This is a genomic window from Pseudomonas asplenii, from assembly GCF_900105475.1.
Taxonomy (GTDB): domain Bacteria; phylum Pseudomonadota; class Gammaproteobacteria; order Pseudomonadales; family Pseudomonadaceae; genus Aquipseudomonas; species Aquipseudomonas asplenii.
In genome coordinates this window covers 5,855,324-5,869,379 of the sequence record NZ_LT629777.1, presented here as the reverse complement: position 1 = coordinate 5,869,379, position 14,056 = coordinate 5,855,324, and the positions used below count along the sequence as shown (strand labels likewise).

Annotated in this window: 7 protein-coding genes; all 7 read left to right on the top strand. The window is 56.7% G+C overall.

Annotated elements, in window-relative coordinates; all coding sequences use genetic code 11:
• The first annotated feature begins 12 nt into the window (after window positions 1-12).
• Window positions 13-9,168, top strand: a complete 9,156-nt coding sequence (locus BLU37_RS29630) for a hemagglutinin repeat-containing protein (RefSeq protein WP_090210218.1) — start codon at window positions 13-15, stop codon at window positions 9,166-9,168.
• 241 nt (window positions 9,169-9,409) lie between these two features.
• Window positions 9,410-9,655, top strand: coding sequence for a hypothetical protein (locus BLU37_RS25990; RefSeq protein WP_157696415.1), 246 nt, complete (start codon window positions 9,410-9,412; stop codon window positions 9,653-9,655).
• 341 nt (window positions 9,656-9,996) lie between these two features.
• Window positions 9,997-10,299: a hypothetical protein gene (locus BLU37_RS25985; protein WP_090210214.1), complete on the top strand. Its 303-nt coding sequence runs from the start codon at window positions 9,997-9,999 to the stop codon at window positions 10,297-10,299.
• Between the two features lie 228 nt (window positions 10,300-10,527).
• The gene (imm45, locus tag BLU37_RS30080) at window positions 10,528-10,863 is read left to right on the top strand and encodes an Imm45 family immunity protein (protein WP_090210212.1); all 336 of its coding nucleotides are present in this window, start codon (window positions 10,528-10,530) and stop codon (window positions 10,861-10,863) included.
• Window positions 10,847-11,149, top strand: a complete 303-nt coding sequence (locus BLU37_RS29165; RefSeq protein WP_157696414.1) for a hypothetical protein — start codon at window positions 10,847-10,849, stop codon at window positions 11,147-11,149. Before imm45 ends, BLU37_RS29165 begins: the two co-directional genes overlap by 17 nt.
• 235 nt (window positions 11,150-11,384) lie before the next feature.
• Window positions 11,385-11,726: a hypothetical protein gene (locus tag BLU37_RS25975; protein ID WP_090210210.1), complete on the top strand. Its 342-nt coding sequence runs from the start codon at window positions 11,385-11,387 to the stop codon at window positions 11,724-11,726.
• Between the two features lie 1,077 nt (window positions 11,727-12,803).
• Entirely contained in the window at window positions 12,804-14,054 is a 1,251-nt protein-coding gene (locus BLU37_RS25965; protein WP_090210208.1) for a dienelactone hydrolase family protein, read from the top strand.
• Window positions 14,055-14,056 lie beyond the last annotated feature (2 nt).

The window sequence follows — 14,056 nt, the reverse complement described above, 5'->3', positions numbered from 1 at the left end:
ACCCGCGATGCCTTGATCAACCAGAACGGTACCCTGATCGCCGACGGCGCCATCCTGCTGGCCGCCGACAGCCTGGACAACAGCCAGGGTGCGATTTCCGGCAAGAGCGATATCACCGCCACCGTTGCCAGCCTGAACAACCAGAACGGTCAACTGATCACCCAAGGCAATCTGGGCCTGACTGGCGGTTCTCTGGACAATCGCCAGAACGGTCTGGTGGGGGCGACAAAAGCGCTGAAACTCAAGGTCGACCAGATCGACAACCGCGCCGGTGAGCTGTCCAGCAATGCGGACATCCATATTACCGCCAGCCGCCTGGATAACCGCGATGGCGGCAAGGTCCTGGCCGAGACCAGCCTGACGTTGAACAGCGCCCAGGTCCTCAACGGCAACCTGGGCCTGCTCAAGGGCAAGACCGGCCTGAGCCTCGACGGCCAGACCCTCGACAATACCCATGGCCTGCTGATCAGCGGGCAGGACAGCCGCCTCACCCTCACCGGTGATCTGGACAACAGCCAGGGCCTGATCAGTAGCGAAGGGCAGTTGGATGTCAGTGCCGCCAAGCTGAGCAACACCGCCGGTAGCCTGTCCAGTGCCGGCACCCTGACGGCCAACGCCAGCACTGCTCTGGTCAACCAGGGCGGACGCCTGGTCAGCGACAGTAGCATCACCGTCAACAGCGCCAGCCTCGACAACAGCGCCCAAGGCATGATCAGCGGCAAGGGCGCAGTGGGCGTCACTACCGGTGCCTTCGATAACAGTGCCGGTAGCCTGACCAGTGCTGACAGCCTGACGCTGACGGCCGGACAGGTCAGCAACCAGGGCGGTCGCATCGGCAGCGACAAGGCCCTGACTGCCAGCGTGATGGGCCTCGATCAGCAGGGTGGCAAGCTGTTCAGCAACAGTGCCCTGACCCTGGACCTGAACCACGGCCAACTGAACAACCAGAATGGCCTGATCAATGCGCCGTCCCTGATACTCAACAACCTGAAGGGCGTGAACAACCAGGGCGGCGAAATATCCAGCGCCCAGGCCTTCACCCTGGCCGCCGACAGCCTGGACAACAACAACGGCAAACTCCTGAGCAATCAGGCAGTGACCCTGCGGGTCAACCAGGCCCTGACCAACCTCAAGGGGCTGATTGCGGCCGCGGCACTGGATGTTCGCGCGGCCAGCCTGGATAACGCCAGCGGGACCCTGACCAGCCGTAGCAACCTCGACCTGACCACCACCGGCCAGTTGGGCAACCAGGCCCAGGGCCTGATCAATGCTGCCCAGGCGCTGACAATCAACAGTGGCGACCTGAACAACCAGGGCGGAACCCTGCTCGGCAAAACAGCCGTGACTCTGAACGCCATGGCCCTGAATAACAGTGCCAACGGCTTGATCAACAGTCAGAGTGGCCTGAGCATCAACGCCACCCATCTGGACTCGAGCAATGGCGGTGAGGTTTCGGCCAAGGGCGATATCGTTCTGGCGCTCACCGGCGTAACCCAGAACGGTGGTCGACTGCTGGGCGATCAAGCGATCACTGTCGGCCTGACCGGTGGCGACCTCGACAACCGCAACGGCCTGCTCAACGCCAAGGGCCCGTTGACCCTCACAAACTTGCGCGACCTGAACAACCAGAACGGCGAACTCTCCAGCAGCCAGAGCTTCAACGTCGTCGGTCGTAACCTGGACAACAGCAACGGCAAGCTGATCAGCAACAACCGCTTGGGCGTGACCGGCAGCAGCCTGGTCAACCAGGGTGGCCTGATCTCCGGTTGGCAGGGCCTGAGCGTCACAGGTGCCAGCCTGGACAACCGTAACGGCGGCACCTTGTCCAGCCGCAACGGCAACCTGGATGTAACGCTGAGCGGTGCACTGCTCAACGGCAATATGGGTGCACTGGTCAGTCAACAAACCCTGACCGTCAACGCCGACAGCCTCGACAATAGCGCCGGTATCCTCTCCAGCGGTGCCGAGCAGAAGCTGACCGTCGCCGGTCTGCTGAACAATATTCAGGGCGGCTCCATCGACAGCGGCGCGGGCCTGACCCTCCAGGCCATGGCCCTGAACAACGCCGGCAGCATCAGCGCCCAGCAGGCCATCGGCTTCACCGGCACTCGCCTGGATAACAGCGCCGGCACCCTGACCGGCAATGGCGCGGTCACCCTCGACCTGCTCGGTGCCCTGATCAACAACAGCGGCAAGCTGGCCAGCGCCGGCCCGCTGGTGATCAGCCGCAGCAGCCAGATCAGCAACCAGGGCGGCCAACTGGTCAGCCAGGGGCTACTGAGCCTGCTGACCGGCAGCCTCGACAACAGCAATCGCGGCACCGTGGCTGCCAATGGCAACCTGCAGATCACCAGCACCGGTGCTGTGCAGAACAACGCCGATGGCCTGATCTACAGCCAGAACGGCGACCTCACCGTCAACGCCGCCAGCCTGGCCAACGGCAAGGGCTCATTGCAAGGGCAGGGCGCCCTGAGCCTGACCGTGGCCGGTGATATCGACAACCAGAGCGGCAAGCTGATTGCCCAGAACGGCAACCTGACCGCCAGCGCCGCCAACCTGGACAACCGCGGTGGCACTCTGAGCAGCCTCAAGGGCGCGCTGGAAACCCGCATCGTCGGTGTGCTGAAAAACGGCTACGACCTGAACAACAACCGCCAGGGCGGCATTATCCAAGGCCAGCGCCTGAACCTCAGTGCGCTGGGCGGCATCGACAACTACGGCGGCCGGATCTCGGCACAAAGCGGCGATACGCTGATCACCACCGCCGACTTCGATAACCGCAACGGCGGTGTCTATGCCAAGGGCCTGGTGCAGGTCACCGGCAACAACTTCGACAACAGCGGCGATAACGATGGCCAGATCGCGGGTCAGCGCATCGACCTGAGCCTCAATGGCGCCCTCAACAACCGCCTCGGCATCATCGAAAGTGACAGCACCCTGAGCGTACGCGCGGCCAGCCTGGACAACCAGACCGGCCAACTGCGCGCCCTGGGCACCAGCGGCAAGACCGACTTCCAGATCGGCGGCCTGTTCGACAACAGTAACGGCAAACTGGAAACCGCCAACAGCGACCTGACCCTGAACGTCGGTGGTTTCCAGAACCAGGGCGGCAGCCTGCAGCACGGGGGCGTCGGCACCTTCGATATTGCCACGGCCAACCTGCTCAATGCCGGCGGCAACGTAGTGACCCGCGGCGGCCTCACCCTGACGATGGACAACTGGACCAACAGCAGCGTGATCCAGGCTGGCCGACTGACGCTGAACATCGGCACCCTGAACCAGACGGCAGGTGGGCAACTGCTGGCCGTTGACAGCCTGACTGGCAGCGGCGGCAATTGGAACAACGATGGTCTGATCGCCAGCGATGGTACGGCCAGTTTGAACCTGAGCGGCAGCTATGGCGGTAACGGCCGCTACAGCACTCAGGGGACGCTGGGCCTGAATGCAGCCTCGGTCAGTCTGGGCAGCGCTGGCAGCATTGCCGGCGGCGGTGATACCGCGATCAATGTCGGCGGGCAATTGACCAACCAGGGGCGCATGACTTCAATCTCCGACCTGATTATCACTGCCGATACTGTTCATAACATCGGCACCCTGGCGGCCTCGAAGGCTCTGGTGATCAGCACTCGCAGCCTGCTCAACGACCACGCTATCGGTGATATCAATAACAGTGGCTTCGTTTTCAGCGGTGAAGACTCGACGTTCAACGTCGGTAGTCTCACCAACAACTATGGTGAGTTCTTCAGTCTGGGTGGCATGACGGTTGGGGGGCTTTCCGCTGGCACCGCCGCGCAGAGCTTGCGCAACACATCAGGGCGTATTCAAAGCACTGGCGACATGACCCTGGCCGTTGGCGAACTGCTCAACGAGCGTGAGAAATTCAGCGCAGCCCAGAAGCTGACCTCGGTGGGTGTCAGTATCCGCTGTGTGCAGCACTGCTCCGGTGGCTGGAGCGACAGGCGTCCCGAGCTGACCCTGACTCGTACGGTCGAAAGCGTGGTCGATGAGAATTCGCCATCAGCGACTCTCAGCGCCGGGCGTAACCTGAGCTTTACCGGTACGAATTTCACCAACCGCTATAGCCTGGTGTCTGCCACCAACGATCTGTCGATCCAGAGTAACAATATCCTCAACCAGGCAGCGCTGAGCGCTGCGGGAACTGATAGCCGCGTCGTCACGGCAAATCCGAAGGTGTCCAAGGCGCAGTACAACCAGATGGTCCAGGCTGTGGCCAGCTACAACCAGGCCCATCCCCAGGGCAGTCAGGTTGATGAAGCGGCCTACGCCGCCTTGTTGTCGAGGTTCAGCCCATCGCTCTTTGCCGGTATCAACGATCCGATCAGAGTCAATACCAATGGCGCTATCGTCGCGCCTGCGGTGATTCAGGCCGGAGGTGCCGTCAAGCTCAACGCGAAGAACGATATCAGCAGCATCAGTGTGCTCAAGACGGCACGCGCCGTTGATGGTCGTTCCATCGACACCACAGTTGGTGCCAGCCAGGTTCCCCTGGTGGTGGTGAATTCGCAACTGCCGTCGGATCATGCCCAGCAGCAGGTCAATCCTCTGACCCTCCCAGGATTCGCCCTGCCGTCCGGGCAGAATGGTCTGTTCCGCCTTAGCGGGCAGGGTAGTTCGACCCAGCAGGTGACTCAGGCCAATACAGCGCCGCAGAACTGGAGTATCGGCGGTGCCCAGGTGGGTGCCGCACAGCGGCAGCAGACCCAGCCGGATGTCCAGGCTCGCAATGTCCAGGTGGGTGACAGCGCACCGGTCATCGCGACTGATCGGCAACTGAGCCAGGCTTCCCGCCAGGCCATTGCAAGTGGTGCCGGTGCCAGCGTCATCAACGTTGCTTCACCGGGCGATAACGGCAATAGCGTTCTCCAACTGCCGGGCCATAACAGCAACAGTTCTGCCATCGCCCAGATGGACACAGTTCAGGTTGCTGCTGCCCAGCAGCCGGTAGTAGCCGTCATTCCCGGGGGTACCCCGATGGTGCCGGCGATCGCTACTGCTCCCGTGTCTGGTGCGGCCACCGGCCTATCGAGCCTGTCTCGGGTCCAGGGGTTGCCGGACATGTCGGGCAAGTCCAACCCGCAGAAATACCTGATCGAAACCAACCCGGTGCTCACCGAGCTCAAGCAGTTCATGAGTTCCGATTATCTGTTGTCCAACCTGGGTTACGACCCGGACAACAGCGCCAAGCGTCTGGGGGATGGTTTCTACGAGCAGAAACTGATCCAGCAGGCGGTGGTGGCGCGCACCGGCCAGCGCTTTATCGACGGCCAGAACTCCGACGAGGGGCTGTACAAGTACTTGATGGACAATGCCATCAAGAGCAAGCAGGAGCTCAATCTGGCAGTGGGGGTGACCTTGACCTCCCAGCAGGTCGCGGCGCTGACCCACGACATCGTCTGGCTTGAAGAACACGAAGTGAATGGCGAAAAGGTCCTGGTGCCGGTGCTCTATCTGGCCCAGGCCACGGGGCGTCTGGCGCCGAATGGGGCGTTGATTCAGGGCTCGGACGTTACGCTGATTGCGGGCAAGGACCTGAACAACAGTGGGACCCTGCGCGCCAGCAACAACCTGTCGGCCATGGCTGGCAATGACCTGGTCAACAGTGGGCTAGTGGAGGCAGGCAACCGCCTGGACCTGTTGGCAGGCAACAACATCGTCAACAAGTCCGGGGGCATTATCTCCGGTCGTGATGTCAGCCTGAATGCGACCCGAGGCGATGTAATCAACCAGCGTGACGTCACCCACCTCGACTCCAGCTACGGTGCCAGCACCCGGCATCGTGACATCCTGGATAGCGCGGCCCGCATCGAAGCGTCCAATAACATGAGCATCGGTGCCGGGCGTGATATCAACAATAACGCATCGGTGATTAGCAGCGGCGCGGATATGAAGCTGAGCGCGGGGCGTGATGTCAACGTCAATGCTATTGCCGAGCGCACCACGGATGCTCGTGGCAACTCGTACCTCAGCCAGCAAATCACCCAGCATGGCGCGACGGTCACTACCGGTCGGGATCTGTCCATCAGTGCCGGGCGCGACATCAGTGCGATTGCCAGTAAGCTCGAAAGCAAGCGCGACATGGCGCTTGCTGCGGGGGAGGATATTCATCTCGAGTCTGCTGCGAATGAGAGCGAGTTTGCCTCACGCAGCAAAAAGAAAACCCTGGAAACCCGTAGTGTCAGTCAGCAATCCACCGAGCTGAAAGCCGGCCGGGACATTTCCATCGACGCAGGGAAGGACCTGGATGTCATTGCCAGCCGTATCACGGCCGGTGGTGATGTTGCACTGGACGCGGCCCAGGACATGACCATCGCCTCGGCGAAGGATGAAAGCTCCTACTATTACTCGAAAAAGAGCAAGGGCTCGTTTGGGAGCAGCAGTAGCAAGCAGGTCGAGAGCTATGACAGTACCAACGTCGCCTCCGTGGTGGAGGCTGGCAAGGACCTGACCATCAATGCCAGTAAAAGCGCCGATGGTGCAATGAATATCAACGGCGGTCGTGATGTCACGATCATCGGCAGCCAGCTCAAGGCTCATGATGACCTGATGGTCGCGGCCCAGGGCGATGTCGCCGTGTTGTCGGGTGTCGAGGAACATGGTTCCTACAGCAAGAAGACCAAGTCCGGGTTCCTTGGGCTTTCCAAGAGTGGCAAGAGCGAGCTGAAAACCACGGCGAGCCAGGTCGGTAGCGAGCTGGAGGCTGGCAATGATGTGGTGGTCGCTGCGGGGAACGATATCCGCTTGCGCGCCAGCGAGGCGACGGCGGGCAATGATGTTGAACTGCATGCTGGCGTGGTCAACAAGGACGGTGACATCAACCTTGTATCGGCCAATGACACGGCGTACAGCCGCAGCGAGCAATACAAGAAGAAAACCGGTCTTTCGGTCTCGGGTGGTTTTATTTCCATCTCCTCGGCCAAGGCGGCCGGGAAAGAGGCGCAAAGCAGCACCAGCGTGGGCAGCCAGGTGACTGCTGATCGCGATGCGAGCCTGCAGGCTGAGCGCGATATCAATATCAGCGGTAGTGGGGTCAAGGCGGGGCGCAATGTCGCGTTAAATGCTGGGCGCGATGTGAATGTGGTTGCTGCGCAGAACAGCAGTGCTGAGCAGGATTGGAAGAAGGACAAGCGCGCGGGTATTGGTGTTTCGGGTGATGACAATGGCGTGAGCATGTTTATCGGCGCCGAACGCACTAAAGAGAAAAATCGCCTGGAGCAGCAGACTGCCGCTGCGAGTCAGATCAGTGCCGGTCAGGATTTGGCAATCAATGCCAAGCGGGATATCAATCAGGTTGGTTCGGACCTCAAGGCATCCCACGATATCAATCTGGCTGCCGGGAGAAACATCAATATCGACGCGGCTCGTGAGAGTCAGTTGATTGAGCAGCAGCGTGAGTCCGAGCGTAACGGTCTTGGCATGACCCTCAATCACAACTACGGCAATACAAAGAATGCCGTAAGTGGAGCTGGCAAGGGTGAAGACAATGTCAGCAAGGGGTCAAGCACGCTCAAGGCGGTGGACTCTGTTGGTCAGTTCCTCTCTGGACCCACGGCTGATGTGAAATTCGGCAATAGCAAGCAGAGCAATAGTCAGCAGGTCGTGGAGCAAACCAATCGTTCCTCGACGCTTAGCGCAGGCAATGACCTGAACCTGTCGGCTGGCAATGATGTGCAGGTCCGTGGTGCCCAGTTGGATGCCGGGCGTGACATCAATATCAAGGGACGAGATCTGGTGTTGGATGCAGCCAAGGGCAGCGTCAGCCAGGAAACCCGCGAAAGCCAGAGCTGGGGTGGTATTCACGGAGGCACCAGCGGTGGTTTTAAAGTCGGTGTTGGTGGAAGTCATGGTGTAGCCAGCGGCGACAGCAGCCAGGGGACTTCGACGGTCACTCAGTTGGGAGCAGGGCGGGACGTCAACCTGCAGGCAAGCAACGACCTGAATCTGATCGGTACCCAGGTCAAGGCTGGACGTGACATCGACCTCAAGGCTGGCAACGAATTGAACATTCGCTCAGCTCAGAATGGCTATTCCAGCGAAAACAACAGGAGCAGTGGTGGCGGAGAGGTTGGTCTGACCTTCGGCTCCGAAGGGGTTGGCGTGTACGCGAGTGTCAGCCTGGGCAAGGGTAACCTCGAGCGTGAAGGTGAGCGCCAGCAGGAAGCATATTTATATGCGGGAGATCGCCTGGGCTTCACCAGCGGAAAAGATACCAACGTTTCTGGTGCCACCTTGCGTGGGGATGAGGTGGTCGGTCGTGTGGGTGGTGATCTGAATGTCTCGTCTGCCGCGGATACCGGTACCGTCAAAGGCAAAGAGTTCGATATCAATGTAACGGTTACCGTTGGTCCGGGTGCCGGCGTAAGTGGTTCGGTGGGATATGGAGCAACCACTGGCAAGACCAACTGGGTCGATCAACAGACCAGTATTACCGGAAAAGAAAAAGTCGATATCCGCACTGAAAATCACACCCAGATTGATGGGGCGTTGATCGCTGCTGATAACGGAAACCTGAAGCTGGATACTGGAACACTGGGTTTCAGTGATATTGCCGGTAAGGACAAGGAACATGGTTACTACCTGAATGTCGGTGGCAGCTATAACCAGAGCGGTTCTGGTGGTACTGCTCAGGACCCTAGCCAGACAGGTAAAGGCGAGGAAGGGAAGACTGGCTGGAGTGTCAGTGGTTGGAATTACGAAAAAGACAGAGAGCAAATTGTCAGGGCAACCGTAGGTGCAGGGGACATCATTGTCCGTAAGGATGCCGAAACGGGCGGAGACTCAACTCAAGGGCTTAACCGCGATGTCGGGAAGGCGTACGAGGTTACCAAGGACAAGGAGAGCCGGACGGACCTGTATGCTTCGGGTACGTCAGTAGGGGCTGTACTGGATCCTGGGAAAACCTATGACCAGTGGGAACGCAATGTTTCGCTATATGGGGAGAATAGCGAGGAAGCACTCAGGAGCCAACGACAGTACCCACCACCGGAGGCAGCCAGATTGTGGACCCAAGGGGGGAAAGCTATACCTCTCCAGCAGGTGATAGCGATCTACCTTCACCAGGCAATGTATACAGCACTGGTGGTGTTAAAATTACACAGGGAGAGCATGCTAAAATTAGAGGTGGTGAAGGGAGAGCAACGGGTGCGGTAATCAATGATGTTCAAACATCGCGTCCGGCAGATATTCTTCTTCAAGACGATGGGCGCTGGGTTGTTAGAGGTGCTAATGGTCGTATCCATATTTTGGAAGCTGATGGAGAGCTTGTTACCACTTATAGTAATCCGGAGCGTAATACAAATAATCGGATCATGGAGGGGCGGTGGATTAGGCCGACTCAGGATGAGTTGAAGAAATTTAGTGAGCAGTTCTCTGATTATGTGAGGTGGTGATTGTGGATATTTTGAAAAAAGAGTGCGTGGGTAGCGTGACGCTTTTTGATCTTAAAGTGTCGGAGGGGGAATTAATGGTTTATGCTGATTGTATGCGAGTTGTCATGGAAAAGTTTGAGGATGGTGAAATATCGGATATGACAATTTGTGAGTCAAGGAAAGAGATTTCTTATTTTCTGGCTGAAGTAAAAAAGGTATTGAGGGAAATGGTGTGTCAAGAGTTTTTGGAGGATCGATTTAAAGATTGAGATAGGCGGAGTTGTGGCGGATTTGAATGGCTCTTACTAAACACCTAAGAGTTTTAACTGAAAGCGGAAAGTGAAGAAAGTCTGCTTTGGGACGACGGTGATGGTCGCGTATATTCATGAAGGTTTGGGGGCAAAAGTTGTCTCTCTCTTGTGATAAGGGGCGCACTACCTGTTTCCAGAGAGCGAGAAGCGGAGAAACGGGGGCAAATTTATTTTATGATTGTCTATTTTATGATTCCTGCGGAAATGGGGACGTGTGAAAATAAATCCGTTCTCCATTTCGTCCCCATTTTTACGCATTTTGCTATGAAAGAGTCGCGTATGATTCCAGAGAGTATCTGATGATTGCTCAAGATTTTGATATCGCCAAGCAGGTTTTTGCACTGATAGAATCAGGTATTGTACAGGGTTATGACTATTTTCGTTACGAGGCTGAGCTGTTTGAAGGGTATATGAGAGAGCAGCTTTCAGTTGAGAATAATGGGGTTGAAGTAACAGATGCGGAGCGGGATTATAATGGGGCGATACTTTATCGATTACTGAGAGAGCTCAAGGCTAACTCTGTTGGAAGGGGGGAGGAGTGGTCTGTTTTTATTATGTCTTGCCGGCGTGGTGAAGAGGTGAAGACTAATTTCGTATATTGAAATTCAAAGAGTAGAATCGAAAGGCATTTACTTAACACCTAAGTGCCTGAGCTGAAAGAGAAGAATGAATACGTACTGACCTTGGCCGAAGCTTGGTTTCGGGGATAGTCGTAAATAAGCGCTCCGAGAAACGGGGCGGATTTATTTTATACTCTGCTGGAAAATAAATCCGTCCCTGTTTTGCTCCTTCTGGGAAATAAATCCATCTCCGTTTTTGAGGGTTGATTGATGCTGGGAGTTAAGTTGGTTGATTGTGCAAGCTCTACAGTGTCAAGAGGGAGTATTCTTCGCCTGCCCGCATGCTGGCCGTATGAGGATTTGGTGGAATTCATGGTTGTTGATTTTCCTGATGGAAATTATGGGCATTCTATAGTCGTATCGTCTGGAAATAAGTCTGGGTTGGTTGTTGTGCAGTTGCCTCTTGAGAGTAAATCTGTTGAACATGGTATCTCTGTCAGTTGGCTAATTAAGAACTGGGGGGAATGGGTATACCCTGACTGTCCAGTCGAGTCTGTATATCTATTTGAGCGCGTTGATATTTCTGGAGATGTCATGGTTCGTTAATGCTCTGGTTAAAATAAAAGTAGAAACGGTGACGGATTTATTTTCTACTCTACGGGGAAATAAATTCGTCACCGTTTTTTCACTCTTCAGTGTGGGCCGAAAGCAGGTTGTTGGTCTTGTTGATGAGGCGTGGTCCTCAAAGGTTTGGCCTGGTACGCTACAAGCCAACGGCAACCGTGTATGGATTGTCGACATGGGGCGGCAAGTCGGAACGAGCGGACAAGCTTCGATTCAGATTGTGGTTCGCGATGGTACAACGCAAATTATTACGGCTTTCCCGAAATGAAACTCTGTCCCTTCTGTCTGCAAGATGTTGTTTGGCGTGTTCAGCTTAAAACTATGCCCGAGTATCATTTCTTAATGTGCTTCGAATGCGATTCAGTATGGCTTGAAGATCAGCCCGTTTCCGACCTGGCAGGAACGGTTTTTGAAAAATACATGCAATCACTTGGGCTTGCACCGGGTTGGAAAGATATCGAGAAGCTAGAACCCTTGCGGAGAAACGGGGACGAATTTATTTTATGATTGTCTATTTTATGAATCCTGCGGAAACGGGGGCGTGTGAAAATAAATCCGTCCTCCATTTTGACGCATTTTGCTATGAAAGAGTCGCATATGACCCCAGAGGGTATCTGATGATTTCTCAAGATTTTGATATCGCCAAGCAGGTTTTTGCACTGATAGAGTCAGGTGTTGTGCAGGGTTATGACTATTTTCGTTACGAAGCTGAGCAGTTTGAAGGGTATATGAGAGAGCAGCTTTTTGGGGGGCGGGACGGGAAGCGGGGACGGATTTATTTTCCAGAAACGGGGACATGTGGAAAGGTGTTACTCCGAGTGGGGTTAAGGTCACAGGTTATTTGAGCTTCGATGTAACTCTTTATCTATTGATGTAGGCTTTATATGAAGATATCTTTTTTTTGGGGGGAGTCTTTTGATGAGCTGGTTCCCCATTGTAGTTCCGATGTCTGTAATGAAGCTGGGATTGATTTGCTAGCATGCCTGTTAATGGATGACGGTGGGATACCGTATCTTGAGACTGTCCCATGGCTTGATCACGGTCTTTTAGTCGTGAATTCGGTACGATCAGGAGAAATTAGGGATGGGGAGTGGGGGCGAGATTGTTGGGGGACAAATCTTAATTTGGATCGAGTTAGAATATACTCTCACTATGACGAGAATTATTTTGTAGATATGAATATTGATGATTTTGAGAGGGCTTTGTCGGAGTGGAAAAAGTTTATTGTCTCCAGTTGCCCCTCGCCTAGCCAATAGCGCCTTCTGGCATTGATGTGGAATCTCCAGCGCTATGACCTCAGCACGGCGGCGATCGTAGCGCTGATCGCCGGTGTCTGTACGCCTATCTTGCGTTCTACATCGAGCCAACACCGCCACAGCAACATCGCAACATCTTGTTCCAGGGCATCAGTTGCACGGGTCAGCCATCCTCAGTTTTTTGCGTAGAAACGGGGACGCCCATTAGCCGGTCTCGAGTCAAGGTCAAAAGCCACCACGCCCTGCTGTTTTTAACTGCAGGATTTGTCCTCCAACTCAACCTGATCGGTTTAGCCCGTTTTCTCATGCACTGGCTACGACCGAGCCGTGCCTGACACCCATCTTGAAGTGCCATTAGGAACGAATTTATTTTCTTCGCGAAAGAACGGTGCTGTCTTTCCGCTCCAACAGCGCCCTAGACACCGAGCCAGGCGTGCTCATGCCGAGAAAGCAGCCAGCCACGCGGAGGAGTAGCGAACCCGAAGTTCTTGCAGTGTACTGACGTGCCTATGCGCAGCTAAACCCACTCCGATGGGGGCCACGTCGTGATGAATAGCACCCGCCGAAAACTTTTCGCAGCCTGCGGACTTTTCACGCAGCCAGCGGACAGCGCCAGTCGCGCAACCGCCTGAAGATGTCCCCACGTCAACGACTGGAGACATCGCAATGAAGGGACATTATGTCAACGTCCGCTCGGATTCCGGCGAGCAGTTCCAGGCCTACCTGGCTACGTCCATCGATGGCCGCGGCCCGGGCGTGGTGCTCTGCCAGGAGATCTTCGGGGTCAACGCCGCCATGCGCGAAGTGGCGGACCAGTTGGCCGAGGAAGGCTACACGGTGCTGGTGCCGGACCTGTACTGGCGCCAGGAGGCCGGGGTCGATCTGGGCTACAACGAAGCCGATTTCCAGCGCGCCTTTGCGCTTTACCAGGCCTTTGACGAAAGCCACGGCATCCGCGACATTGCCGCCAGCCTGCGCCATTTGCGTGGTCTGGACGTTTGCAGCGCAGACGGTCTCGGCGTGGTCGGCTACTGTCTGGGCGGCAAGCTTGCCTACCTCGCCGCCTGTCGCCTGCCGGAAGTGGCCTGCGCCGTCGGTTACTACGGGGTGGGCATCGAGCAGGCCCTGCCTGAACTGGAAGGCCTGAGCGGTCGTCTGGTCCTGCATTTTGCTGAACTTGATCAGTTCTGCCAGGCCGACGCCCGTGAGTCGATCATCGCCGCGCTGCAGCAGAAACCGGGCACCGAAGCCTACGTCTACCCGAATGTCGACCATGCCTTCGCCCGTCCTGCCGGCGATCACTTTCACAAGCCTTCGGCATTGCTCGCCCACGAGCGCACCATTGCCGCGCTGCGCCGTACCATCGGCCCGGACTACAACCTCTCGGCGCTGTGGGAAGAACATATCCGCCACGAGTTCGATACCCGCGACGTACCCGCCACCATGGCGACCATGGTGCCCCAGCCCTACGTCAACCATATCCCGACCATGACCGGTGGCGTCGGCTCCCGCGAGCTGGCGCGTTTCTATCGCTACCACTTCGTGCATGGCAATCCGCAGGACATGAGCCTGACGCCGATCTCGCGCACCGTGGGCGCTTCGCAGATCGTCGATGAGTTCATCATGAGTTTCACCCACGACCGCGAGATCGACTGGCTGCTGCCGGGTGTCGCACCCACGGGGCGTTTTGTCGAGATCCCGATGCTTGGTGTGGTCAAGTTCCGCGGGCCGAAGCTCTATCACGAGCATATCTACTGGGACCAGGCCAGCGTGCTGGTGCAGATCGGCCTGCTCGATCCTGCCGGCCTGCCGGTGGCCGGGGCGGTGACCGCGCACAAGCTGCTCGATGAAAGCCTACCTTCGAACACGCTGATGCCCAGTTGGGCCGCCAGCGCCGACCTGCCGATCGAGGGCTGAGC

Excerpts from the sequence above, each read along its gene's own strand:
- imm45 (WP_090210212.1), top strand. The coding sequence starts at position 10,528 with ATGCTGGGAGTTAAGTTGGTTGATTGTGCAAGCTCTACAGTGTCAAGA.
- BLU37_RS29165 (WP_157696414.1), top strand. The coding sequence starts at position 10,847 with ATGTCATGGTTCGTTAATGCTCTGGTTAAAATAAAAGTAGAAACGGTG.
- BLU37_RS25975 (WP_090210210.1), top strand. The coding sequence starts at position 11,385 with ATGATTGTCTATTTTATGAATCCTGCGGAAACGGGGGCGTGTGAAAAT.
- BLU37_RS25985 (WP_090210214.1), top strand. The coding sequence starts at position 9,997 with ATGATTGCTCAAGATTTTGATATCGCCAAGCAGGTTTTTGCACTGATA.
- BLU37_RS25965 (WP_090210208.1), top strand. The coding sequence starts at position 12,804 with ATGAAGGGACATTATGTCAACGTCCGCTCGGATTCCGGCGAGCAGTTC.